Source organism: Loktanella sp. DSM 29012, assembly GCF_900110705.1.
GTDB lineage: Bacteria > Pseudomonadota > Alphaproteobacteria > Rhodobacterales > Rhodobacteraceae > Loktanella > Loktanella gaetbuli.
This window is the reverse complement of the sequence record NZ_FOEJ01000001.1, coordinates 171,460-195,253: the sequence shown is the minus strand read 5'-3', so window position 1 is coordinate 195,253 and position 23,794 is coordinate 171,460. Positions and strand designations below refer to the sequence as shown.

The following is a 23,794-nucleotide window of genomic DNA, read 5'->3' as shown; positions in this document are numbered from 1 at the left end:
CTGGCCTAGACGCTATCCTGACTTGCCAGAATATTCATTTCCGAGGCCCAAATGCGCAAAAAAGTAACCAAAGCGATCTTTCCCGTAGCTGGCATGGGAACGCGATTTCTGCCGGCTACAAAGGCCGTGCCCAAGGAAATCATGACGCTGGTTGACCGCCCGCTGGTGCAATACGCCATCGACGAGGCACGCGAGGCGGGAATCAAGGAATTCATTTTCGTCACCGCGCGCGGCAAGAACGCGCTTGAGGATTATTTTGACAACGCGCCAGAGCTTGAAAACCGCCTGCGCAAGGACGGCAAGCTGGAGCTGCTGGAAACACTGAAATCCACCAACATGGAAAGCGGTGCCATCGCCTATATCCGCCAGCACAAGGCGATGGGACTGGGCCACGCCGTCTGGTGTGCACGACGCCTGATCGGGAACGAACCCTTTGCCGTGATGTTGCCGGATGACGTGATCGCCGGCGACAAATCCTGCCTTGCGCAGATGGTCGAGGCCTACAACGAATGCGGCGGGTCGATGGTCGCCACGATGGAGGTCGCCCCCGAGCAGACGAAATCCTATGGTGTTCTGGACGTGGACGACAAGGCCGTGACCCAGGATGACCGTCTGGTCCGTGCCAAGGGTATGGTCGAAAAACCCGCGGCAGGCACCGCACCGTCGAACCTGGCGGTGATCGGCCGCTACATCCTGACACCCGATGTCATGTCGAACCTGAACGACATCGGACGCGGGTCCGGCAACGAGGTGCAATTGACCGACGCAATCGCCGCCGAGATCACCCAGAACCGTGACGTCTTTGGTTACCGGTTCGAGGGACGACGTTACGATTGCGGATCCAAGGCCGGCTATCTGGAGGCGACCGTCGCCTTTGCTCTCGCGAATGCAGAGCTGGGCGATGATTTCCGTGCCTATCTCAAACGCGTTGTTGCCGATTCCTGACATGACCCGAACCCGCCTGCTGGACATCTCTCGTCTTGTGTCCAGGGCTGGTTTGACCCCGACAGGCGTGGATCGCGTCGAATTGGCCTATGTGGACGCATTCCTCGCGGACACACAGACGCCTGTCTACGGGCTGGCCAGAACGGCGCTGGGATTGGCCTTGCTGGATCGCAAGGGGCTGACGGCCTTTGCCACAGCCTGCCGGACCGGATCGTTCGATCTGCCTGACATCCTGTCGCGCCTGAACGGCAATCTGACGCCTGCCGCGCGTCGTGGTCAGTCCTTTGTGCGCTGGCGGGCGGTGGACCGGTGCAGGCCGCATCGGCTGGGCCGCATGCTCGACCGGCTGGGAAGCGGATTATCCTATTACAACGTGGGTCACAGCAATCTGACCGCGCAGCTGTTGCGCACACTCTCGAACCACGATGGATCGCGTGTCACCGTCTTGATCCACGATACGATCCCGCTGGATCATCCCGACATGCAGCGCCCCAAGTCTGTTCCGCGGTTTCGCAAGATGCTGACAGCTGCGTTGAACCACGCCGATCAGTTGATCTGCACGACACAGGCTGCGGCGAATGACCTGCGCCGCCATGCCGGACCGCGTGCCGGTCAGCTGGATGTGGTTGTGGCCCCGTTGGGTGTGACACCGCCCAGCCCCGCGCCCGAGGAAATCCCCTATCGTCTGTCGCCGGTACGTCCCTATTTCATGGTTGTCGGCACGATCGAACCCCGCAAGAACCATGCACTGCTGTTGGATATCTGGCAGGACTGGGGACCTGGCGCGCCGGATCTGCTGATCTGCGGTCGCCGTGGCTGGCTGAACGAGGACGTGTTCCGCAGGCTGGACGAGGGCGTGCCCCACGTCAAAGAGGCACAGGATCTGAGCGATGGTGCCATCGCCGCGCTGCTGGCCGGGTCACTGGGGCTGCTGTTTCCGTCCTTTGCCGAAGGCTACGGCCTGCCCCCGATCGAGGCGGCGGCGCTGGGCGTGCCGGTTATTTGCGCCGACCTTGCGGCCTGCCGCGAGGCGATGGGCGACTGGCCCGTTTACCTGAACCCCTCTGATCGCTATGAATGGAGCATAGAGATCAGGACGCTTCTGGATCATGCGCCGGCACGCCGTACATCAAGGCGCGACGCGCCGTCATGGAAGCAACATTTTGATACTGTGTTAACGTCAGCGCCGTAGTGTTGGCGTCGTTTCGGATGGTGAAAGGTTCGCGGTGGGTGCGTGGGAGTCCTACAAGCTGAGGGTCCAGCGACAGCGTTGGCTTGTCCGCGCTATTCGCAAGCGTCGGGAACTGAAATCAGTCGCCAACCGCACGTCGCAGATCAAACCTGACGACATCATTGTCTATTCTACCTTTCGTAACGAAAACATCAGGTTACCCTATTTTCTGGAATATTACCGTCGGCTGGGGGTTAACCATTTCATCATGGTGGACAACGCCAGCACCGATGGTGGTGGCGAATTTCTGCGGGATCAGCCGGATGTCACCCTGTTCCGCACCGGTGCCAGTTACAAACGGGCCCGTTTCGGCGTGGACTGGCTGAACTGGCTTCAGTGCAAATACGGGCACGGTCATTGGACACTGGTGGTCGATCCCGATGAATTGCTGGTCTATCCGTTCTGCGACACCCGGCCACTGCGTGCCCTGACCGACTGGCTGGATGCGTCGTCGATCAAATCGTTCGGTGCGATGCTTGTCGACATGTATCCCAAGGGACGGGTCGATGATCTGCCGTACCGGCGTGGTGCTGACCCGCTACAGATCGCGGAATGGTTCGACAGCGGCAATTACACCATCAACCGCAACCCGCGGTTCGGTAATTTGTGGATTCAGGGTGGCCCACGGTCGCGCACGTTTTTTGCCGGTGAACCCGAACGCGCCCCGGCGCTGAACAAGATCCCGCTGGTGAAATGGAACCGCCGCTACGCCTACGTCAGTTCGACCCACATGCTGTTGCCGCGCGGTCTGAACCTCGTTTACGACGAGTGGGGCGGCGAAAAGGCCTCTGGTGCCTTGCTGCATACCAAGTTCCTCTCGACCTTTTCAGACAAGGCCAAGGAGGAAATGGAACGCAAGCAGCACTACGCCAACAGTCTGGAATATCGGGCCTACGCCAGTGACGATTCACCTGACCTTTGGTGCACGTGGTCGGAACGTTATATCAATTGGCGGCAGCTCGAAATCCTGGGGCTCATGTCCAAGGGGAACTGGGCATGACGCTGGGTGTGATCATGCTGGTGCACACTGCCTTTGACCGCGCGGAACAGGTGGCGCGGCACTGGGTCAGCGGCGGCTGTCCCGTGGTGATCCACGTGGACAAGAATGTCAGCGACGCCCGGTTCAAGATCTTTCGCGCCGCACTTGCGGATGTGGACATGATCAAGTTCTGCAAACGCCATCGCTGCGAATGGGGCACATGGGGCATCGTGGCAGGCACGCAGTCCGCTGCCGAAGTGATGCTGAGCAGCTTTGCGGATGTGCGCCACGTCTATCTGGCCTCGGGGTCGTGCATGCCACTGCGCCCCGTGCGCGAATTGCGCCGCTATCTCGACAGCCGGCCCCGCACCGATTTCATCGAAAGCGCGACAACGGCCGACGTGCCCTGGACGGTCGGCGGACTGGATCAGGAACGTTTCACGCTGCGGTTCCCGTTTTCGTGGCGGACCAATCGCTACATGTTCGACAAATACGTGGCATTCCAGCGCGCGATCGGTTTCCGACGCAAGATTCCGGATGGTCTGGTGCCGCACATGGGATCGCAGTGGTGGTGCCTGACCCGGCAGACCCTGTCCGCGATCCTGCAGGACCCTGATCGTCCGCTGTATGACAAATACTTTTCGCGGGTCTGGATTCCCGACGAAAGCTATTTCCAGACGCTTGCCCGCAGCTATTCCTTCAACATCGAAAGCCGGTCATTGACGCTGTCGAAATTCGACTTTCAGGGCAAACCGCACATCTTTTACGATGATCACCTGCAATTGCTGCGGCGGTCCGATTGTTTCGTGGCCCGCAAGATCTGGCCGCATGCAGACCGGCTCTATCAGGCATTCCTGTCGGATGACGCCGCCACGATGAAAGGCGCGGAACCCAATCCGGGCAAGATCGACCGCATCTTTGCCAAGGCCGTTGAACGGCGCACGCAGGGCCGTCGCGGTCTGTACATGCAAAGCCGTTGGCCAAATCAGGACTGGGAAAACGGGATCACGGCAGCCCCTTATTCCGTCTTTCAGGGGTTCACCGAACTGTTCGAAAATTTTGAACCCTGGCTGGCCAAGATTTCGGGCGCACGGGTGCATGGCCATCTTTATGCGCCTGACCGGGTGCAGTTTGACGGACGGCAGACCTGTTTCAACGGGGCGCTGTCCGACAGCGCGCCGATGCGCGACCACAGCCCGCAGATGTTCCTGACCAACCTGATCTGGAACACCCGGGGCGAACGTCAGGCGTTTCAATACGGACCCGGTGACAGCCAGAACATCAACTGGATGCTGGCCAAGGATGGCAATGCGCAGGTGTCGGTCATTTCGGGCGCATGGGCGGTCCCGCTGTTCCAGTCGAACCGCAATTTTGCCGAATTGCGTCACGAGGCGGCACGTCTGCAAAAGATTGAAAACGATCACCTGACCGTGCTGCGGTCCCCCTGGACCAAGGCGCGGGTGCGGATCTGGACGATGGCCGAATTCATCGAAACGCCGATGGAATCGCTTCAGACCATCGTTGACGAAATGACCGGAAAAACCACACGACGCCTGACAGAGGCACCCCGGATGCATGATCTGACCGGGTTCGGGCAATTCCTGCAAAACCTGAAAAACCAGGGGATGCACCCCTACCTCATGGGCGATTTTCCGGTCGAGGCTGCACCGCTCAATCAGTCGCCAAAGCCGCGCAAACCCTATCTGGTGAAATAACGTGTCAAAATACGACTACTTTATCCTGTTTGCGGAAATGCGGACCGGGTCCAATTTCCTCGAGGCGAACCTGAACAGTTTTGAAGGCATTTCCTGTCTGGGCGAGGCGTTCAATCCCCATTTCATCGGGTACCCTGACACCGACAATGTGCTGGGCATCACGCAGCGCGAACGCGAGGACGATCCCCAGAAACTGATCGACGCCGTCATCGCGGCCTTCGGTCTGAACGGGTTTCGTTTCTTTAACGATCACGACCCAAGGGTGCTGGACATTGCGCTGACCGATCCGCGCTGCGCCAAGATCATTCTGACCCGCAATCCCGCCGACAGCTATGTCAGTTGGAAAATCGCGACGGCTACGGGCCAGTGGAAACTGACCAATGCGACCCACGCCAAAACCAGTCAGATCCGGTTCGATCCCGCCGAATTCGAACGTCATCTGACCGATTTGCAGGGCTTTCAGGTCAGGCTGATGAACACGCTGCAACGCACGGGCCAGACCGCGTTCTATGTCGCCTACGAGGACCTGCACGATGTCGAGGTGATGAACGGCCTCACGCTTTGGCTGGGGGTCGACAGCCAGATCACGGCCCTGAACAAGAAGCTGAAGAAACAGAACCCGATGCCGATGGCGGACAAGGTCGCGAATTTCGACGCGATGGAAACCACCCTTGCGCGTCTGGACCGGTTCAACCTGACCCGCACGCCGAATTTCGAGCCGCGCCGTGGCCCGATGATCCCGACGTATATCGCGGCGGCACGTAGCCCGCTGTTGTACATGCCTCTGAAATCTGGCCCCACGGCTGCGATATCCGACTGGCTGGCGCGTCTGGACAAGGTTCCGGTCGATGATCTGTTGCAGTCCTTCAGTCAGAAAACGTTGCGCGAATGGCTGCGCGGCAACCCCGGGCATCGCAAATTTACCGTGGTCAGGCACCCGGTGATCTGGGCCCATACCGCTTTCTGCGAACGGATCGTGTTCAACGGCAAAGGTAGTTTCACCGAAATTCGCGGCACCTTGCGCAAGGTGCACGGTGTCGATGTGCCGGACGGCGGGCCACAGCCCGAAACCCATCCGACCTACCACATGGCCGCGCACAAGATCGCGTTCCTCGCCTTCTTGAAATTCCTGCGCAATAACCTGTCTGCGCAAACAGCGGTGCGCACGGATGCCGCATGGGCGTCGCAACTGTCGCTATTGCAGGCCATGTCGGATTTCGGATTGCCGGATGTGATCGTGCGCGAAACCGGTCTGCGCGGTGATCTGGCGCGGCTGGCCGGACAGGTGGGTCACGACACGATGCCAGAGGTGCCGACAGTCACGGACCCCTACGCCGCGCGCCTCGAGGCGATTTACGACGCGGATATCGAGGCCGCGGCCCGCGACGCCTATGGCAAGGATTACGAATCCTTTGGGTTCGGCAACCTGCGCTGATCAGGCGGCTTGTGACGCGGTCGCTTCGGTCAGGATCATGTGCAGCGTCGCGGGTTCGACGTTCGCGCGCAACTTGGCGCAGACGTCGGGGTTGCGCAGTGTCCGCGACACCAATGCCAGCGCCTTGAGGTGATCGACACCCGCCTCTGACGGGGCCAGCAGCGCGAACACCAGATCGACCGGCTGCCGGTCGATCGAGTCAAAGTTCAGGGGTTTTTCCAGCCGCAAGAAGACGCCGCGCACGGCCTCGACCTGGTTCAGCCGCGCATGGGGCAGGGCGATGCCATGTCCGACACCGGTCGGCCCCAGCCCCTCACGTTCGATCAGGGCCTCGGTGACGTCGCTGGCGGGGACACTGTAGGTCTGCTCCGCCAGCACGCCCAGTTCATGAAACAGCCGTTTCTTGCTGGAACATCCGCCAAGGGTCTTGATCGCGCTTTGTTGCAAGATTTCTGCGAGCTGCATCACAATTCCCCAGGACGGCTGACGGACTACTCCTCACGCGTGTGAGGATCGACCCATCCAATGTTTCCGTCTTCCCGTCTATAAACTACATTGATCCGGTTGTGTTTTTCGTTGCGAAAAACCAGCACCGGGCTGCTTGCGAGTTCCATTTGCATGACCGCTTCACCGACAGACAGCGCCGGAATCTTGGCTTCCGTTTCTGCCACGATCACGGGTACGTCGCTGGTCTGCTCTGTCTCGTCGTTGTCATCTGTCGTTGCGGCGAGGATATACGCGCCACCTCCAGAGATTTCAACCGGATCGGGACGGTCCCTGTGATGGTCTTTCAACCGGCGCTTGTAGCGCCGCAGCTGCTTGTCCATTTTTTCACAACAAGCGTCAAAAGCGGCATAGATTTCAGGGTCGCGGGCGGTGGCCTGCACCGTCAGGCCGGTCGACAGATGAACGACGGCCTCGGCCACGAATTCATGGCCGGTCTTGGAAAAAACCACGATCGCCTCGGTCGGGCGGCCCGCATATTTTGACAGCGTTTCACCCATCTCGGTCTGCACGTGGGTTTGCAGCGCCTCGCCGATGTCGATTTGCTTGCCACTGATTTGATAGCGCATGGTTTTCTCCTTGGATGGTCGTGCAGGCGTGCAGGTACCGCGCCCTCAGGCGGTGGCACCGATGTCGTTTCTGCGGATGAAAAATGAAGAAAATGGTCTGCCTGATCCGCCGAACCGGTCCTTTTCAGACGCGGTGGGGACGAAAAAGAAAGGGGATCCATTCATCGTCATCCCTTGAATGAAGCGCTGAAACCGCCCGTGTGTCAATGGCGTATCAATTCACGCGAAAGCTGTCGCCCAGATAGACGCGGCGCACGTTCTCGTCCTTGACGACTTCTTCGGCGGTGCCGGACATCAGAACCTTGCCGTCATTCAAAATATAAGCGCGATCAACAATTTGCAGCGTTTCCTGCACGTTGTGGTCGGTAATCAGAACGCCGATTCCACGGTTTTTCAGATCTGCGACCAATCCGCGGATTTCCGCGACCGCGATCGGGTCCACCCCGGCAAAGGGTTCGTCCAGCAGCACGTATTTCGGCCCTGCCGCCAGACATCGCGCGATTTCCGCGCGCCGGCGTTCGCCGCCCGACAGCGCGACCGAGGGTGCCCGGCGCAGGTGGCTGATCGAAAATTCCGACAGCAGGCGTTCCAGCTTGTCGCGGCGGCGTTTCTTGTCGGGTTCGGCGATTTCCAGCACCGCGAGGATGTTGTCCTCGACCGTCAATCCACGAAAGATCGACATTTCCTGCGGCAGATAGCCGATGCCGCGGTTGGCCCGGCGGTACATCGGCAATGTCGTGACATCCTCGCCATCGACGCTGACTTGCCCGCCTTCCAGCCGGATCAAACCGGCGATCAGGTAAAAACATGTGGTCTTGCCCGACCCGTTCGGGCCCAGCAGGGCCACGACTTCGCCCTGGCCCAAATCAAGGCTCACATCGCGAATCACGGGCCGCTTGCGGTAGGATTTGCGCAGGTGGCGCACCACAAGCCCGCGATCACCACCGGGCACGGCGAGGTCTTTCATCAGTTGCCGCCTTGCTGAAACACGGTGCTGACCCGGCCCGACATTTGTGCGCGCCCTGTGTTCAGGTCGACGACCATGGTTTGCGATGACAGCGCCGATGCGCCCTGCGTCAGCAGCACGTCACCGCTCAGTGTCAGCGTGCCGGCCTGCAGGTCATAGTCGGCGGTCTGCGCCTCTGCGGCTTCGGTTGCGGTGACGAATGTCACGCCGCCGCTGGCCTGCAACCGGGCAATGTCGCCGCTGTCAGCGCCATAAGTAACGTCGACCTGCGGCGCAGATAGCCGCAGATCGCCCTGTCCGATCACCACATTGCCGCTGAACACGGCCGTACCGGCGTCCTGGTCCACATTCAGGTTATCTGCCGTCACCTCGACCGGGGCATTCGGATCGGCTGAAATGCCGCCCAGATTGATGTTGGTCTGCGCCAATGCGGGTCCGGCCAGCAGGGCGCAGATCAGGGCGGTCATTCGTTTCATGGTTATTCCTCGCCCGTTTGCTGCGGCACAAATACCAGCCGCACGCCGTCACTCAATTGCAGCTGCGTGCCCTTTCCGTTCCCGCTCAACTGTATCCGAGCCTGCCCCGCCGTCAAATCACCGTAAGGTGCCTTGATCGCCAATGCCCCGTCAGAGGTAATGACGCCGGTCGCGAGGTCGGCGTTCAGACCGGCGGTTTCCATCGCATACCCTGTGGACAGGTCCAGCCGTGCCAGGCCGGTCAGGGTCGCCTGCTGCGCGGCGGTGTTCATCGTGCCGTTGCCGGCCGTCACCCGGAGCGATGTGCCGTCCAAACCGTCCAGGGCCAGCCGGGGCCGCGTCACGTCCACGAGGTCTGGATCTGTCGCACCGGGCTGGGCCGAGGTCGCGGTAAGCGCGATACTGTCGCCCGTATCGGTCAGTCCGGTGAACCGGGGCGCACCGATCCGCTGTTCATCCGCCACCGCGTCGATCTGGGCAAACGGGATTTCAGTCTCCGCCGGGTCGCCGCGCGCGATCAGAAACAGCGTGGACAGCAGGATCAGCGCCCCCAGTGGCAGCAGGATGCGCAGCCAACCCACCACCTGTGTATGGAGGCTGATATCCCGTGACATGGCTCAGGCGACGCCCGCGCGCAGGCAGTCGTGGATATGCAGGATTCCCGCAATGCGGTTATCGGCATCAAGGGCGAACAGGCAGGTGATCTTGCGTGCGTTCATCACGCCGACGGCACGTTCGGCCAATGCACCCGCGGGCACGGTCGTGGGGTTCGGGGTCATCACTTCGGATGCAGTATGATCCAGCAGGCCCTGCATGTGGCGACGCAAGTCACCGTCGGTAATCACACCGGCCAGCCCGCCGTCATCGCCGGCGATTCCTGCGACGCCGAATCCCTTTTGGCTGATCGTCAGCAGCACCTCTCCCATGGGGGTGTCTGCGCTGACAAGGGGCAGCGCGTCGCCGGTGTGCATCAGGTCAGCGACCTTGGACAGGCGCGCGCCCAGCTTGCCGCCGGGATGCACGTCGCGGAAATTTTCCGGCGTGAATTTACGGTGTTCCATCAGCGCGATGGCCAAGGCATCGCCCAGCGCCAAGGTCATCGTCGTCGAAATCGTCGGCACCACGCCGGTGCCGCAGGCCTCGCCCAGCTGCGGCAGGATCAGCGCGATGTCAGCCTGACGGCACAGCGTGCTTTCCGCGCGGCTGGCGACACCGATCAGCGGAATGTCATAGCGGCGGGTATAGGCCACGATATCGGACAATTCCGGGGTTTCACCCGAATTGGACAGGACGATCACCACATCGCCCCGCGCCAACATGCCCAGATCGCCATGGCTGGCCTCGGCGGGGTGGACGAAATGCGCGGGCGTACCGGTGCTGGCCAGCGTAGCCGCGATCTTCTTGCCGATGTGGCCCGATTTGCCCATGCCGGAAATGATGATCCGGCCTGTCGCCTTGAGCAGCAGGGCAACAGCGGCGTCGAAATCAGCGCCAAGCGACCGCGACAGCGCAGTCAGCGACGCGGCCTCTGCGTCGATGACCCGGCGGCCTACGGCCTGAAATGAATCTGCCCCGGACATCAGTGCGAGAAGATGTCAGTTTCAGGCCAGCCGACCAGATCGAGTTTCGCCCGCGTCGGCAGGAAATCGAAACAGGACTGGGCCAGATCCATGCGGCCTTCGCGTTCCAGCCGCAGGTTCAGCTCGTCCCGCAACTGATGCAGGTACAGCACATCGGACGCGGCATAGTTCAACTGCGCCTCGGTCAGGGTTTCGGCACCCCAGTCGCTTTGCTGTTGGTGTTTGGAAATATCCACGCCGACCAGTTCCTGCAGCAGGTATTTCAACCCGTGGCGGTCGGTGAAGGTCCGGACCATCTTGGACGCGATTTTCGTGCAATAGACGGGCGCGGCCAGTGTACCGAATGCATGTTCCATCGCGGCGATGTCAAAGCGCCCGAAATGGAACAATTTCAGCACCTTCGGGTCGGCCAGCATCCGGCACAGGTTCGGGGCCTCTGTCTGGCCCTTGGCGACCTGCACCAGATGGCAGTCGCCGTCGCCGCCGGACATCTGGATCAGGCACAGCCGGTCACGGTGCGGGTTCAGGCCCATCGTTTCGCAGTCGATGGCAACCACCGGTCCCAGATCCAGCCCGTCTGGCAGATCGTTTTGATACAGATGGTTCGCCATGGTGGTTCCGCTTTCCTTGGGTTCGCTGTCAGATAGGACGCTGCGGCGCCTCGCTCAACCCCCTTTGGCCTTGGCGGATCAGACCCCGCGCAGCGATCCGGGTTCCAGATCGGCGTAGATCGGCAGATGGTCCGAGGCCGCACGGGTCAGTTTCGTGTCGATCATGCCCGTGTCGATCAGGTCCAGCCGACGGTCTACCGCGATGCGATCCAGCGGTGCCAGTCGCCAGCGCGCATGATAGCTGCGACCGGGCGCATGCAGGCTGTGGCTCTTGGCAAAGGGGCCAAGGCCGCGGTGCAGCGTCCATTCGTTCAGATCACCGGCAAGGATGGTCTGGATGTCCGATTGGTCCGCGATCCACGCGAGTATCGCATTTTGTTGTGCAACCCGTGACCGGCGCAACAGGCCCATGTGCAGACCGATCACGCGCAGCGGTCCCTGTGGCGTGTCGATGATGGCAGAAACGGCACCGCGCGGTTCGAATCCGGGCAGGGGGATGCGGGTGATCTGCCGTGCCGTCCAATCCGCGCGCAGCAGGATGGCATTGCCATGCCAGCCCATGCTGACGTCGGTGTCCGCGACCGCCAGCGGCGCAAGGCCGATATCGCCCAGTGCGTCCTCGGACAGCACCGCAGGACGGTCGCCTAACCGCAGATCTGCTTCTTGCAGCAAGACGATATCAGCCTGGGTGTGCGACAGCACGCGAACGATCCGCATGGGATCGCGCCTGCGGTCGGTGCCCAGCGCCTTGCGAATGTTATAGCTCAGCAGCCTGATCGGCCTGTCCTCGGTCATAACACGGGTGCCCCGATGCGGAAAAATCCCTCTGCGATGCGGCGCAGCGTACCGGCCTCTGCGACGCCGACCGTGCAGCGGTCCGACAGTCCCGTGAACCAATCCGCAATCAGCGCCGCACTGGCGTCATCATGCAGTACCAGTGTCGTTTCAAAATTAAGTAACATGGACCGCACATCGCAATTGCTGGACCCGACGTAGGCGTTTGTGTCGATCACGCCAGCCTTTGCATGCATCATGCCGTCCGCGAATAGCAGGACCTGCACGCCTGCCTCCTGCAATTCGCGCAGATAGGCGCCGCGTGCGAAATCGGCGATCATCTGGTTCGATTTGTGCGGCAGCAGCAGCCTGACATCGACTTGCCGCCGGGCTGCCACGGCCAGCGCCTCGGACAGGCTGTCGGTGGGCAGGAAATAGGGTGTCGCGATCCAGACCCGGTCGCGGGCGCGGTGGATGGCGTTCACCAGCGAATCGTGGAACCCGTCGTGCGGCAGGTCCGGACCGGACGGGACAAGTTGCACGACGGCCGCGCCGTGGCTGTCCGCAGCACCGCCCTTGGCGTCGATCTGGGTGGCCGCCACGGACCAGTCGGATGCAAAGACATCGCCAAAGCTTGTCACCGCCGGGCCAGTCAGGACGTAGGCCAGATCGACCCAGGCCTCTGGCGTGTCATCCAGATAGTTGCGCGCGATGTTCATGCCGCCCGAAAACACCCGCACCCCGTCCGCGATCAGCATCTTGCGGTGGTTGCGCAGGTTGATGTGTCCGCGCTGCGGTCGCTGCGTAAAAGGAGAGAAATAGGCCACCTGACCGCCAGCGGCCTTCAGTGCGCGCAGCGCTTTTGTCGGCGGTCGCAATGTCCCCAGCCGGTCGATCAGTAGCCTGACCTGCACGCCCTCGGTTGCGCGCCGGGTCAATTGCGCCACGAAATCCGTACCCGTCGGGTCGTTCGCGACGATGTAGAACAATGCGTCGATCCGGTGCTGCGCCCCTGCGATCAGGTCGTTCAGTGCCTCTCGGGCGGTGTGCGGGCGATCAAGCAGTGTCAGATCATGCCCAGAGGTGGCCGGCGGCAGGTCATAGCACCGCAGTGTTCTGTCCCAGCCGTCGACCGAGTCAGCGGCATCGACGTCGCGAAACTGAATGCTGTTGTCCTTGCCCGGGCGCTTGCGAAACCCCAGCACGATGAAAATCGGGACCGTTAGGTAAGGCAGCACGACCAGCGCCAGCAACCACGCCGCGGTCGATTGCGGCGTTCTGCGTTGCTGCAACATGAATGCGGCTGCCAGCAGCACCAGCAGCGTCAGGAAAACGATTTCGAAATGGGTGGTCAGCAGGCTGAACGGCACGGTGTATCCTCTGGCGCGATACTTTAGCCTAGACCCCGGCTGGCGTCATTCCAACGATGACCTGTGTCCCCCGAGGGGAAGCGTTGATCTGAGGGGAAATCGTGGTGCCCAGGAGAGGACTCGAACCTCCACACCGTTGCCAGTACTAGCACCTGAAGCTAGCGCGTCTACCATTCCGCCACCTGGGCAGGTCACGTGAGGGGCGATTTAGAAGGAGTGCGGGGGACTGTAAACCCCTCTTTTTGCGTCACGCTCACGAATTTGCCGCAGCGCCTTTCGTCTTGCTCGTGGGCGGGGTGCGGTTTACATCAGCGGGGTACTGCAAAAGAGGCGTCCCATGTCCAAGCTCGTTACGATTTTCGGTGGATCCGGCTTTGTCGGTCGATACATCGCGCGCAGGCTGGCTCAGGACGGGTGGCGCATCCGCGTGGCCTGCCGCACCCCGAACGAGGCGATGTTCGTGCGCACCTATGGTGTGGTCGGACAGGTCGAACCTGTGTTCTGCAACATACGCGACGATGATTCCGTGCGCACCGTGACGCGCGGTGCCGATGCGGTCGTGAATTGCGTGGGCGTGCTTGCCGAAAAGGGCAAGAATACCTTCAAGGCGCTTCAGGCCGAGGCCCCGGGCCGGATCGCCCGGATCGCCGCCGAAGAAGGTATCAACCGGATGGTGCAGATTTCCGCCATCGGTGCCGATGCAGATGCGGACAGTGACTATGCCCGGACCAAGGCGCTGGGCGAACAGGCGCTGCTGGAACATCAGCCCGATGCCGTGATCCTGCGCCCCTCCATCGTGTTCGGACCAGAGGATGAATTCTTTAACCGCTTTGCCGGCATGTCCCGGATGGGTCCGGTGCTGCCGGTGGTGGGTGCGGATACGTTGTTCCAGCCCGTATACGTAGATGACGTGGCCAGTGCGGTGTCCGTGGCCCTGCGCGATCCATCGGTCGCTGGCGTTTTTGAGTTGGGCGGCCCGGATGTGGCGTCGTTCCGCGAATTGATGCGCCAGATGCTGAACACCATCAATCGCAACAACATGGTCATGAACATCCCGTTTTTCATGGCGCGCACCATGGCGGCGGCCTTTGGTCTGCTGTCCAGGGTGACGTTTGGTCTTGCCCCCGCGCCACTGACAACCGATCAGGTCAAGAACCTTGCGATCGACAACGTGGTGTCCGACGGCGCGCGTGGCTTTGCCGATCTGGGTCTGACGCCGACGTCACTGGAATCGGTGCTGCCCGACTATCTGTGGCGGTTCCGCCCGTCGGGTCAGTATGCCGCGATCAAGAACTCGGCAAAGAACCTCCGCCAGTCATAGCGATGATCAGCAGGATCGCACCCAGTGCGACCCTGTAGACCACATAGGGCGTATAGCTGACCGACCGCAGCAGGCGCATCATCAGTGACAATGCGGCCAGTGCCGCGACGCATGACAGCCCGGCCACAATTGCAATATCGGTCCACAGACCCGGTGTGGTGTCACCGATCACATCCAGCGCCAGCAACGACCCTGATGCAAGGATCGTCGGAATGGACATCAGCATCGACAGGCGTGCTGCATCGGTTCGGGTGTATCCCAATGTCCGCGCCCCCGTGATGGTGATGCCAGACCGCGATGTGCCGGGGATCAGTGCGACGACCTGCCACAATCCCATGATGACGGCGTGTTTCATCGTCCATTGGGGTGCCGTGCGAGTCTCCGGGTTCGTCTGATCGGCGCGATACAACACGATGCCAAAGACGATAAACGCCAGCGCGATGACCACCATGCTGTCGCGGATCAGATCAGCAAGTCCGGTGACCTTCAGAATCAGTCCCGCAAGGATGACCGGGATCGTCGCAACCATCAGGCACAGCGCCAGCCATGCGCCCTGCGTATCGACCTTGCCCCGGATCAGGCGCAACAGCCCTGACAGCGCCATGCGCACATCGGTCCAGAAAAACAGGACAACGGCAATCAATGTGCCCAGATGCGCCGCCACATCGATGGCCAATCCCTGCGCGGGTTCGCCCGTCAACAAAGGCAAGAGCACCAGATGCCCCGAGGACGAGACCGGCAGAAATTCGGTCACGCCTTGGATCAAGGCCACCAGCACCAGAGTAAAGAGCGTCATTCCGCAGTCACCTTTGTCCGCCATTCATGATTCGCCGCCACATTAGCCGACGCAGGCAATGTCGCCAGACCGAAGATAGGTATCGCATCGGACCTAATATCAGGTGCTTTTCCGCCCGCCTGAATGCTGCACCGGTGAAAAATTCATTAATAGGACAGCACTGCTGACTTTTCATTGTGATTGGCCTCGCGTAAGACGCTACCAAAGACATGCAGATGCGGAGTGTGACCATGGCCGGCGAAAAGATGTTGAAGTTTACCACTGTCAGCCGTGACATGCCCGAAAAGCGTCCGCCTGACCTGCGCAACAAGGATTTCGGCGAGATCTACGCAGAATACGCGACTGCCAAGGCGGCAGAGCAGGCCAGCCGGTGCAGCCAATGCGGCGTGCCCTATTGTCAGTCGCACTGCCCGTTGCACAACAACATCCCCGACTGGTTGCGCCTGACCGCCGAGGGCCGCCTGCAAGAGGCCTACGAGGTGTCTCAGGCGACGAACACGTTCCCGGAAATCTGCGGCCGTATCTGCCCGCAGGACCGCCTGTGCGAGGGCAACTGCGTTATCGAACAATCCGGCCACGGCACGGTGACCATCGGGTCGGTCGAGAAATACATTACTGACACCGCATTCGAAGAAGGCTGGGTCAAGCCGATCCGACCCCACGCCGAACGCAGCGAATCTGTCGGCATCATCGGTGCAGGCCCCGGTGGCCTAGCTGCCGCTGACATGCTGCGCCGTCAGGGCGTGCAGGTCACCGTCTATGACCGCTATGATCGCGGGGGCGGCCTGCTGACCTACGGCATCCCCGGCTTCAAGCTGGAAAAAGACGTCGTGATGAAGCGGATGGCCCAGCTCGAGGATGGCGGCGTCGAGTTCCGCCTGAACTGCAACGTGGGCGAGGACATTACCTTTGACGCGATCCGTGGCAAACATGACGCCGTGCTGATCGCCACCGGCGTCTATAAAACACGCGAGTTGGACAATCCGGGATCAGAGGCTGACGGCATCGTCCGCGCCATCGACTATCTGACCGCCTCGAACAAGGTCAGCTTTGGTGACACGGTGCCCGAATTCGACAGTGGTGAACTGAACGCATCGGGTAAAAAGGTCGTCGTGATCGGCGGCGGTGACACCGCGATGGACTGTGTCCGCACCGCCATTCGTCAGGGCGCGACATCGGTCAAATGCCTGTATCGCCGCGACAAGCAGAACATGCCCGGTTCGCAACGCGAAGTGCAGAACGCCGAAGAAGAGGGCGTCGAATTCGTCTGGCTGTCCGCGCCCAAGATGTTCGTGGACGACGCAACACAGATGAACGTGGACACGCCAGCCCCCATCAGTGGCCCGCTGCGCGGCGTCGTGGTGGACAAGATGCGTCTGGGTCAGCCCGACGCGACCGGCCGCCAAAGCCCGGAACTGATTGCGGGCGCGCATTACGTCGAAGAGGCCGATCTGGTCGTCAAGGCGCTGGGCTTTGAACCCGAGGACCTGCCGGCCCTGTGGGGTGTCGAAGGTCTTGAGGTCACGCGCTGGGGCACGGTCAAGGCCGATTTTACCACCGGCAAGACATCGCTGGACGGTGTCTTTGCGGCGGGCGACATCGTGCGCGGTGCCAGCCTCGTGGTCTGGGCAATTCGCGACGGGCGCGACTGCGCCACCGCGATCCTGGACTATCTGTCGCAATCCGACGCGGTCGCCGCAGAATGATCCGCGCGGGCGCATTGCTTTGCGTCCTGGCCGGGCCTGTCGCAGCACAGGCCCCGGACACGTTCAGCCTGCCCGCAGGCTGTGATGCCTTTGTGACGATCCAGTCGCGCAGCTGTTCGGTGGAACATCATTTCACCTGCGCGGGCGATGCCGAAGGTGTCAAACGTCGCGTCAGCCTGAGCGAGGACGGTCTGACATACGCCGGCAGCACCGATACTGAGGCGCAATGGCTAGACAGTTTCCATCCGTTCACGGGTCATTCCGAACGGTTGGAATCCAGCCCGGCCGATCCCGCGTCCCTGACGGAACTGCTGGAAACCGGGCGCGACAGCTATGACTTTACCACGCTGTCCGATCAGGTCGGTCCCACCCGCTACGTGGGCGCGGATACGCTGACCGGCGAGGTGGTGACGATCGATGACGTGACCCTGCGGCGCACCGCCTACCAGATCACCGCCTATGCCGCCGACGGCACCGAGTTGTGGTCCTCGGCCGGGAACGAATACGTCAGCGACGACTGGCGCATGTTCATCGGCGGCACGGGCCGCGTCACAGTGCCCGGCGACGCCTACGACAAAAACGACAGTCCGGTCGAATTCATCTTTCCCGGTGAACCCGGTTTCCTGTCTGCCAACCCCAAACACGATTGCGGCGTGATGCTGTCGCAACTGATTGCCCCCATTCAAGGAGAGATTTCATGACAACCTATGATGACGCCTGGGTGGCTGCCGAAGAAGCCAAGCGCGCATGGATGGCTGAAAACGGCCTGTACCGCGATGACGACGAACATTCCTCCTGCGGTGTCGGCCTTGTCGTGTCGATCAAGGGCGAGCGCAGCCGCGATGTCGTCGAAAAGGGGATCAACGCGCTCAAGGCGATCTGGCACCGTGGTGCTGTCGATGCCGACGGCAAGACGGGTGACGGTGCGGGTATCCACATCCAGATCCCGGCCCCCTTCTTTGAGGACCAGATCCGCCGCACGGGTCACGAACCGCAGCCGGGCGAACGCATCGCCGTGGGCCAGATTTTCTTGCCGCGCACCGATTTTGCCAGCCAGGAACGCTGCCGCACGATCGTTGAATCCGAAGTGCTGCGCATGGGCCATTACATCTATGGCTGGCGTCATGTCCCTGTGAACACCGAAGTGCTGGGCGAAAAGGCCAACGCCACCCGCCCCGAAATCGAACAGATCATCGTCCGCTGCCGTCCCGGCATCGACGAAGAAGCGTTCGAGCGCGAATTGTACATCGTCCGTCGCCGCATCGAAAAGGCCGTGACCGCCAGCGGTGCCAACGGGTTCTATATCTGCAGCCTGTCCACCCGGTCGATCATCTACAAGGGCATGATGCTGGCCGAACAGGTCGCGACCTTTTACCCCGACCTGATGGACGAACGGTTTGAATCCGCCTTTGCCATCTATCACCAGCGCTATTCCACCAACACCTTCCCGCAGTGGTCGCTGGCGCAGCCGTTCCGCATGTTGGCCCACAACGGCGAAATCAACACGCTCAAGGGTAACGTGAACTGGATGCGCAGCCACGAAATCCGCATGGCGTCCAGCGCGTTCGGTGACGCGGCAGAGGATATCAAGCCGATCATCCCTTCGGGGTCGTCCGATTCCGCCGCCCTCGATTCCGTGTTCGAGGTGCTGGTCCGTGCCGGGCGTAACGCGCCGATGGCGAAAACCATGCTGGTGCCAGAGGCATGGTCCAAGCAGGCTGCAGAAATGCCGCAGGCGCTGCAGGACATGTATTCCTACTGCAACGCGGTGATGGAACCCTGGGACGGCCCCGCCGCCCTTGCCATGACCGATGGTCGCTGGGTCTGCGGCGGTCTGGACCGGAACGGGCTGCGCCCCCTGCGTTATGTCGTGACCGGCGACGGCCTGCTGATCGCAGGTTCCGAGGTGGGCATGGTCCCGGTCGACGAATCCCGCGTCGTGGAAAAGGGCGCGCTTGGCCCGGGTCAGATGATCGCCGTCGATATGGAAACGCAGCGCCTGTTTCACGACGAAGAGCTGAAGAACGACCTGGCCTCGGCCCAGCCCTTTGGTGATTGGGTGGAAAAGGTCGTCGAACTGTCCGACGCGTTCCGCGAAACGGCAGAATTCGCCATCTACGAAGGCGACGAATTGCGCCGCCGTCAGCGCGCCGCCGGTTACAGCATCGAAGAACTGGAACAGGTCCTGGCCCCGATGGCCGAGGACGGCAAGGAAATGATCGCGTCGATGGGCGACGACACACCCTCTGCGGTGCTGTCGACAACCTTCCGTCCGCTGTCGCACTTCTTCCGCCAGAACTTCAGCCAGGTGACAAACCCGCCGATCGACAGCTTGCGCGAAAGCCGGGTGATGTCGCTGAAGACACGGTTCGGGAACCTGAAAAACGTTCTAGATCAGGACAGTAGCCAGACCGAAATCATCGTCCTCGAAAGCCCGTTCATCGCGAACGCCGAATTCGAAAAGATGGTCGAACAGTTTGGCGATACGGTCGTGCACATTGATTGCACATTCGAATCCGGCGAACATGCGCTTGGCGATGCGCTGGCCCGGATCCGGGCCGAGGCAGAGGACGCCGTGCGGTCCGGCGCAGGGCACATCGTCCTGACCGACGCGCACCAGTCCGCCGAAAAGGTCGCGATGCCGATGATTCTGGCGACCTCCGCCGTGCATTCGCACCTGACCCGCAAGGGGCTGCGGACGTTCTGTTCGGTGAACGTGCGGTCTGCCGAATGTATCGACCCGCACTATTTTGCAGTGCTGATCGGCTGTGGCGCAACCACGGTGAACGCCTATCTGGCGCAGGATTCCATCGCGGACCGCGTGAACCGCGGCCTGGTCGACGGCACCCTGACCGAGGCCGTCGCCCGCTATCGCAAGGCCATCGACGCGGGCCTTTTGAAAATCATGTCCAAGATGGGGATTTCCGTCCTGTCGTCCTACCGTGGCGGCCTGAATTTCGAGGCGGTCGGCCTGTCGCGCGCCATGTGCGCGGAATATTTCCCCGGCATGCATTCGCGTATTTCCGGCATCGGCATCAACGGTATCCAGGCCAAGCTGGAAGAGGTCCACGCCCACGGCTGGAAGCAATCCACCGACATCCTGCCCATCGGCGGTTTCTACAAATCCCGCCGGTCCGGCGAAAAGCACGCCTGGGAAGCGCAGACCATGCACATGCTGCAGGCGGCCTGCGCGAAATCGTCCTACGCGCTGTGGCAGCAGTATTCAAAGGCGCTGCAGGCCAACCCGCCGATTCATCTGCGTGACCTGCTGGCGATCAAGCCGCTGGGCAAGCCGATCCCGATCGAGGAGGTCGAATCGATCACCTCGATCCGCAAGCGTTTCGTGACCCCCGGCATGAGCCTTGGTGCGCTGTCGCCAGAGGCGCACCGTACCCTGTCCATCGCGATGAACCGCATCGGTGCGAAATCCGACAGCGGCGAAGGCGGCGAAAGCCCGGATGATTTCACGCCCGATGCGAACGGTGACAACCGGTCTGCCAAGATCAAGCAGGTCGCATCCGGTCGCTTTGGCGTGACGGCGGAATATCTGCTTGCCTGCGAAGAACTGGAAATCAAGGTCGCGCAGGGAGCCAAGCCCGGCGAGGGTGGTCAGCTGCCCGGCATGAAGGTCACCGACCTGATCGCCAAGCTGCGCCATTCGACCAAGGGTGTGACGCTGATTTCACCGCCGCCGCACCATGATATCTATTCGATCGAGGATCTGGCACAGCTGATCTACGACCTGAAACAGATCAACCCGCACTGCAAGGTGACGGTGAAACTGGTGGCATCCTCGGGTGTCGGCACGATCGCCGCCGGCGTGGCCAAGGCAAAAGCCGACATCATCCTGATCTCGGGTCACAACGGCGGGACGGGCGCGTCGCCCGGCACCTCGATCAAATACGCAGGCCTGCCGTGGGAAATGGGCCTGACAGAGGCGCATCAGGTTCTGGCCATGAACAACCTGCGGTCGCGCATCACGCTGCGCACCGACGGTGGTTTGCGGACCGGTCGTGACATCGTCATGGCCGCCATGCTGGGCGCAGAGGAATACGGCATCGGCACCGCCGCCCTGATCGCAATGGGTTGCATCATGGTGCGTCAGTGTCAGTCCAACACCTGCCCGGTCGGTGTCTGCACGCAGGACGAAGCCCTGCGCGAGAAATTCACCGGCAACGCTGACAAGGTGGTGAACCTCATCACCTTCTACGCGACCGAGGTGCGCGAAATCCTCGCATCCATCGGGGCACGCAGCATTGCGGACGTGATTGGCCGTGCTGATCTGCTGACGCAGGTCAGCCGCGGGTCCGCGCATCTGGACGATCTGGACTTGAACCCGCTGCTGATCACCGTGGATGGGGCGAACCGGATCACCTACGACCGGAACCAGCCGCGCAATGCGGTTCTGGACACGCTGGACGTCGAAATCGTCAAGGACGCGGAACGCTTCCTCAAGGACGGTGAAAAGATGCAGCTGGAATATGCAGTGCAGAACACGCTGCGCACCATCGGCACGCGGACGTCGTCGCACATCGTGCAGCGGTTCGGCATGCGTAACAGCCTTCAGGACGACCATCTGACGGTAAAGCTCAAGGGGTCCGCCGGGCAATCACTGGGGGCCTTTGCTGTTCACGGGTTGAAGCTGGAGGTGTCCGGCGACGCCAACGACTATGTCGGCAAGGGTCTGTCCGGTGGCACGATCATCGTGCGACCGCCGATGCAATCGCCGCTGGTCGCAGCCAAGAACACCATAATCGGCAACACCGTGCTCTATGGTGCGACCGCCGGTTACCTGTTCGCGGCGGGCCGCGCCGGTGAACGTTTTGCGGTGCGCAATTCCGGTGCCCATGTCGTGATCGAGGGCTGCGGCACAAACGGTTGCGAATACATGACCGGCGGGGTTGCAGTGATCCTGGGGTCGATCGGTGCCAACTTTGGTGCCGGCATGACAGGTGGCATGGCCTATCTGTATGACCCCGACGGCACGGCGGCGGACCTGATGAACATGGAAACGCTGGTGACCTGCCCGGTCACGATGGATCACTGGACCAACCAGTTGCGGACCCTTGTTCAGCGCCACGCGGACGAGACCGGCAGCAAGAAGGCGCAGGAGATCCTGCAACATTGGGACGATGAACTGCGCAACTTCGTGCAGGTCTGCCCCAAGGAAATGCTGGCCAACCTGCCCGTCCCGCTGAGCGCCGAAGAGGCTGCGATCCCGGCGGAATGACCTGATCGCCACAGCGCAAGACGTTGACGCCCCGCAGCATCGCCTGCGGGGCGTTTGCACATCCGCCCGTCTTGACCCAGCGCACCGCGCCGTGGCTTATGCGGTATGGCGAAAAAGAAATCCGCGAAAACCAAGACGACCGACAAACCTGCCCTGGGACGTCGGATGCGCCGGGCCGTGACGCTGGGTCTTGCCGGCTTGCTGGGCCTCGTCGTCGTCTCGACGCTGGCCTACCGCGTGATCGGTCCCCCGGTGACACCCTATCAACTGGCCGAAGGCTGGCGCCTGGGCGGCACCGAACGGTATTGGGTGGCAATGGACGACATCGCCCCCGTCATGGCCCGGTCGGTTGTCGCGGCCGAGGACGCGAATTTCTGCCTGCATTGGGGGCTGGACGTGACCGCCATCCGCGCCGCGATGGAAGAGGGTGCCGCCCGTGGCGGATCGACCATCAGTCAGCAGGTGGTGAAAAATGTCTTTCTCTGGCAGGGCCGGTCCTGGGTGCGCAAATCCATCGAGGCGGTCTGGACCCCCCTGGCAGAGGCGTTCTGGCCCAAGCGCAGGATGCTGGAGCTGTATCTGAACGTGGTCGAATTCGACACTGGCGTGTTCGGCGTCGGGGCCGCCGCGCCGCATTATTTCGGTGTTTCGGCGGCAGAGCTGTCCGATCTTCAGGCGGCCCGGCTGGCAATGGTGCTACCCGATCCCAAGGGGCGCGATGCCGCGAATCCGACGGATTGGCAGCGCAGCCGCACCGCCAGCATCATGGACGGGGCCGCGACCATTCAGGCGGACGGCCGCGCGTCCTGTTTCGAGGATTGAACCGGGCCTGCGCTTGCGGCATTGAAGTGGGACCCAATACCCCTGCGAGAACCCTATGAACCGGCTGTATCATTACCCGTTGTCCCCTTTTTCCCGCAAAGTCCGCTTGAGCCTTGCGGAAAAGCGGATCGAGGTCGAATTGACGCAGGAACGCTATTGGGAAAAAGATCCTGATTTCCTGCGCCGCAATCCGGCCGGCAAGGTCCCTGTGCTGCGGCTGGGCAACAAGCTGATGTCCGAGAGCACGGCGATCTGCGAATACCTCGAACAGGCCTATCCGAATCCACCGCTGCTGCCCCGCGATCCCGACGCCGCCTATGAGGCGCGCCGCCTGGTCGGGTGGTTCGACGATACGTTCTATCACGAATGCACTGTGAAACTGGTGGGCGAACGTGTGTTCCGCAAGGTGATGGGCACCGGATACCCCGACAGCACCAACGTCAAGGCCGGCAGCCGCGCCGTGCGGTTTCATCTGGATTACATGACGGGTCTGCTGGAAAAGCGGCGCTGGCTGGCCGGCAACGAGATGACGCTGGCCGATTTCGCCGCTGCTGCACAGATGTCCTGCCTCGACTATATTTCGGATGTGGACTGGAACCGGTCCGAGGTGGTCAAGGACTGGTACGCCAAGATCAAGTCGCGGCCCGCGTTCCGCACCTTGCTGGCCGATCAGGTGCCCGGTTTTCTGCCACCTGCGCATTATGCCGATCTTGATTTTTGACGCGGCGGTGGGTGGGCCCGCCCACCCACCCCACTTTGGGGG

The 23,794-nt window shown here is 61.6% G+C and carries 21 protein-coding genes and 1 tRNA gene; 11 read left to right on the top strand and 11 right to left on the bottom strand.

Annotated features, from left to right (window positions below):
* Positions 1–51 precede the first annotated feature (51 nt).
* From galU to BMX27_RS00965, 5 genes are read left to right on the top strand one after another with little or no spacing between them, the layout of a single operon-like run.
* Positions 52–945, top strand: a complete 894-nt coding sequence (galU, locus tag BMX27_RS00985) for a UTP--glucose-1-phosphate uridylyltransferase GalU (protein WP_090158061.1) — start codon at positions 52–54, stop codon at positions 943–945.
* A gap of 1 nt (position 946) precedes the next feature.
* The gene (locus tag BMX27_RS00980) at positions 947–2,137 is read left to right on the top strand and encodes a glycosyltransferase family 4 protein (RefSeq protein WP_177172616.1); all 1,191 of its coding nucleotides are present in this window, start codon (positions 947–949) and stop codon (positions 2,135–2,137) included.
* Positions 2,138–2,171: 34 nt separating this feature from the next.
* Positions 2,172–3,176, top strand: a complete 1,005-nt coding sequence (locus BMX27_RS00975) for a glycosyltransferase family 2 protein (RefSeq protein ID WP_090158059.1) — start codon at positions 2,172–2,174, stop codon at positions 3,174–3,176.
* Positions 3,173–4,870, top strand: a complete 1,698-nt coding sequence (locus BMX27_RS00970) for a DUF5927 domain-containing protein (RefSeq protein WP_090158058.1) — start codon at positions 3,173–3,175, stop codon at positions 4,868–4,870. Before BMX27_RS00975 ends, BMX27_RS00970 begins: the two co-directional genes overlap by 4 nt.
* Position 4,871: 1 nt before the next feature.
* On the top strand, positions 4,872–6,305 hold the full coding sequence (locus BMX27_RS00965) for a nodulation protein NodH (protein ID WP_090158057.1): 1,434 nt from the start codon (positions 4,872–4,874) through the stop codon (positions 6,303–6,305).
* On the opposite strand, the gene BMX27_RS00960 is transcribed toward BMX27_RS00965, so the two are convergent.
* The 10 genes from BMX27_RS00960 to BMX27_RS00910 form a co-directional block, all read right to left on the bottom strand.
* Positions 6,306–6,770 (bottom strand): PTS sugar transporter subunit IIA, encoded by a 465-nt coding sequence (locus tag BMX27_RS00960; RefSeq protein WP_056029705.1) that lies wholly within the window; start codon positions 6,768–6,770, stop codon positions 6,306–6,308. It lies immediately after the preceding gene.
* A 26-nt stretch (positions 6,771–6,796) separates the two neighbouring features.
* Positions 6,797–7,378 carry a ribosome hibernation-promoting factor, HPF/YfiA family gene (gene hpf / locus BMX27_RS00955; protein ID WP_090158056.1) on the bottom strand — a complete coding sequence of 194 codons (582 nt, stop codon included), beginning with the start codon at positions 7,376–7,378 and terminating at the stop codon, positions 6,797–6,799.
* A gap of 214 nt (positions 7,379–7,592) precedes the next feature.
* The gene (lptB, locus tag BMX27_RS00945) at positions 7,593–8,345 is read right to left on the bottom strand and encodes an LPS export ABC transporter ATP-binding protein (RefSeq protein ID WP_090158054.1); all 753 of its coding nucleotides are present in this window, start codon (positions 8,343–8,345) and stop codon (positions 7,593–7,595) included.
* A complete protein-coding gene (lptA, locus tag BMX27_RS00940) occupies positions 8,345–8,821 on the bottom strand; it encodes a lipopolysaccharide transport periplasmic protein LptA (protein WP_090158053.1) in 477 nt (158 codons plus the stop codon). Before lptA ends, lptB begins: the two co-directional genes overlap by 1 nt.
* A 2-nt stretch (positions 8,822–8,823) precedes the next feature.
* A complete protein-coding gene (gene lptC / locus BMX27_RS00935) occupies positions 8,824–9,435 on the bottom strand; it encodes an LPS export ABC transporter periplasmic protein LptC (RefSeq protein ID WP_090158052.1) in 612 nt (203 codons plus the stop codon).
* A gap of 3 nt (positions 9,436–9,438) precedes the next feature.
* Positions 9,439–10,401 carry a KpsF/GutQ family sugar-phosphate isomerase gene (locus BMX27_RS00930; protein WP_090158051.1) on the bottom strand — a complete coding sequence of 321 codons (963 nt, stop codon included), beginning with the start codon at positions 10,399–10,401 and terminating at the stop codon, positions 9,439–9,441.
* Positions 10,401–11,012, bottom strand: coding sequence for a ribonuclease D (locus BMX27_RS00925; RefSeq protein ID WP_090158050.1), 612 nt, complete (start codon positions 11,010–11,012; stop codon positions 10,401–10,403). Before BMX27_RS00925 ends, BMX27_RS00930 begins: the two co-directional genes overlap by 1 nt.
* Before the next feature lie 78 nt (positions 11,013–11,090).
* Entirely contained in the window at positions 11,091–11,807 is a 717-nt protein-coding gene (locus tag BMX27_RS00920) for an endonuclease/exonuclease/phosphatase family protein (RefSeq protein ID WP_090158049.1), read from the bottom strand.
* Positions 11,804–13,156: a phospholipase D-like domain-containing protein gene (locus BMX27_RS00915; protein ID WP_256212347.1), complete on the bottom strand. Its 1,353-nt coding sequence runs from the start codon at positions 13,154–13,156 to the stop codon at positions 11,804–11,806. The genes BMX27_RS00920 and BMX27_RS00915 overlap by 4 nt, the downstream gene beginning before the upstream one ends.
* A gap of 102 nt (positions 13,157–13,258) precedes the next feature.
* Positions 13,259–13,344: transfer RNA gene (locus BMX27_RS00910), tRNA-Leu, on the bottom strand.
* 149 nt (positions 13,345–13,493) lie between these two features.
* On the opposite strand from BMX27_RS00910, the gene BMX27_RS00905 reads away from it, so the two are divergent.
* On the top strand, positions 13,494–14,477 hold the full coding sequence (locus tag BMX27_RS00905; RefSeq protein WP_090158048.1) for a complex I NDUFA9 subunit family protein: 984 nt from the start codon (positions 13,494–13,496) through the stop codon (positions 14,475–14,477).
* Here BMX27_RS00905 and BMX27_RS00900 read toward each other — a convergent pair.
* The gene (locus tag BMX27_RS00900; RefSeq protein ID WP_090158047.1) at positions 14,443–15,273 is read right to left on the bottom strand and encodes an undecaprenyl-diphosphate phosphatase; all 831 of its coding nucleotides are present in this window, start codon (positions 15,271–15,273) and stop codon (positions 14,443–14,445) included. The genes BMX27_RS00905 and BMX27_RS00900 overlap by 35 nt on opposite strands.
* A 230-nt stretch (positions 15,274–15,503) precedes the next feature.
* Here BMX27_RS00900 and BMX27_RS00895 point away from each other — a divergent pair, with 230 nt between their 5' ends.
* The 5 genes from BMX27_RS00895 to BMX27_RS00875 all read left to right on the top strand — a co-directional run bounded on the left by BMX27_RS00895 (position 15,504) and on the right by BMX27_RS00875 (position 23,752).
* A complete protein-coding gene (locus BMX27_RS00895) occupies positions 15,504–16,979 on the top strand; it encodes an NAD(P)-dependent oxidoreductase (protein ID WP_090158695.1) in 1,476 nt (491 codons plus the stop codon).
* Positions 16,976–17,680 carry a hypothetical protein gene (locus BMX27_RS00890; RefSeq protein ID WP_090158046.1) on the top strand — a complete coding sequence of 235 codons (705 nt, stop codon included), beginning with the start codon at positions 16,976–16,978 and terminating at the stop codon, positions 17,678–17,680. Before BMX27_RS00895 ends, BMX27_RS00890 begins: the two co-directional genes overlap by 4 nt.
* A complete protein-coding gene (gene gltB / locus BMX27_RS00885; protein WP_090158045.1) occupies positions 17,677–22,209 on the top strand; it encodes a glutamate synthase large subunit in 4,533 nt (1,510 codons plus the stop codon). Before BMX27_RS00890 ends, gltB begins: the two co-directional genes overlap by 4 nt.
* A gap of 105 nt (positions 22,210–22,314) precedes the next feature.
* Positions 22,315–23,031: a monofunctional biosynthetic peptidoglycan transglycosylase gene (gene mtgA / locus BMX27_RS00880; protein WP_090158044.1), complete on the top strand. Its 717-nt coding sequence runs from the start codon at positions 22,315–22,317 to the stop codon at positions 23,029–23,031.
* 55 nt (positions 23,032–23,086) lie between these two features.
* Positions 23,087–23,752 carry an FtsZ-binding protein FzlA gene (locus BMX27_RS00875; RefSeq protein WP_090158043.1) on the top strand — a complete coding sequence of 222 codons (666 nt, stop codon included), beginning with the start codon at positions 23,087–23,089 and terminating at the stop codon, positions 23,750–23,752.
* Positions 23,753–23,794: the final 42 nt, after the last annotated feature.

What these genes read in the sequence shown, in the direction of transcription:
- galU (WP_090158061.1), top strand. Translation starts at nt 52, where the DNA reads ATGCGCAAAAAAGTAACCAAAGCGATCTTTCCCGTAGCTGGCATGGGA.
- BMX27_RS00980 (WP_177172616.1), top strand. Translation starts at nt 947, where the DNA reads ATGACCCGAACCCGCCTGCTGGACATCTCTCGTCTTGTGTCCAGGGCT.
- BMX27_RS00970 (WP_090158058.1), top strand. Translation starts at nt 3,173, where the DNA reads ATGACGCTGGGTGTGATCATGCTGGTGCACACTGCCTTTGACCGCGCG.
- BMX27_RS00960 (WP_056029705.1), bottom strand. Translation starts at nt 6,770, where the DNA reads ATGCAGCTCGCAGAAATCTTGCAACAAAGCGCGATCAAGACCCTTGGC.
- hpf (WP_090158056.1), bottom strand. Translation starts at nt 7,378, where the DNA reads ATGCGCTATCAAATCAGTGGCAAGCAAATCGACATCGGCGAGGCGCTG.
- lptB (WP_090158054.1), bottom strand. Translation starts at nt 8,345, where the DNA reads ATGAAAGACCTCGCCGTGCCCGGTGGTGATCGCGGGCTTGTGGTGCGC.
- lptA (WP_090158053.1), bottom strand. Translation starts at nt 8,821, where the DNA reads ATGAAACGAATGACCGCCCTGATCTGCGCCCTGCTGGCCGGACCCGCA.
- lptC (WP_090158052.1), bottom strand. Translation starts at nt 9,435, where the DNA reads ATGTCACGGGATATCAGCCTCCATACACAGGTGGTGGGTTGGCTGCGC.
- BMX27_RS00930 (WP_090158051.1), bottom strand. Translation starts at nt 10,401, where the DNA reads ATGTCCGGGGCAGATTCATTTCAGGCCGTAGGCCGCCGGGTCATCGAC.
- BMX27_RS00925 (WP_090158050.1), bottom strand. Translation starts at nt 11,012, where the DNA reads ATGGCGAACCATCTGTATCAAAACGATCTGCCAGACGGGCTGGATCTG.
- BMX27_RS00920 (WP_090158049.1), bottom strand. Translation starts at nt 11,807, where the DNA reads ATGACCGAGGACAGGCCGATCAGGCTGCTGAGCTATAACATTCGCAAG.
- BMX27_RS00905 (WP_090158048.1), top strand. Translation starts at nt 13,494, where the DNA reads ATGTCCAAGCTCGTTACGATTTTCGGTGGATCCGGCTTTGTCGGTCGA.
- BMX27_RS00900 (WP_090158047.1), bottom strand. Translation starts at nt 15,273, where the DNA reads ATGACGCTCTTTACTCTGGTGCTGGTGGCCTTGATCCAAGGCGTGACC.
- BMX27_RS00895 (WP_090158695.1), top strand. Translation starts at nt 15,504, where the DNA reads ATGGCCGGCGAAAAGATGTTGAAGTTTACCACTGTCAGCCGTGACATG.
- BMX27_RS00890 (WP_090158046.1), top strand. Translation starts at nt 16,976, where the DNA reads ATGATCCGCGCGGGCGCATTGCTTTGCGTCCTGGCCGGGCCTGTCGCA.
- gltB (WP_090158045.1), top strand. Translation starts at nt 17,677, where the DNA reads ATGACAACCTATGATGACGCCTGGGTGGCTGCCGAAGAAGCCAAGCGC.
- mtgA (WP_090158044.1), top strand. Translation starts at nt 22,315, where the DNA reads ATGGCGAAAAAGAAATCCGCGAAAACCAAGACGACCGACAAACCTGCC.
- BMX27_RS00875 (WP_090158043.1), top strand. Translation starts at nt 23,087, where the DNA reads ATGAACCGGCTGTATCATTACCCGTTGTCCCCTTTTTCCCGCAAAGTC.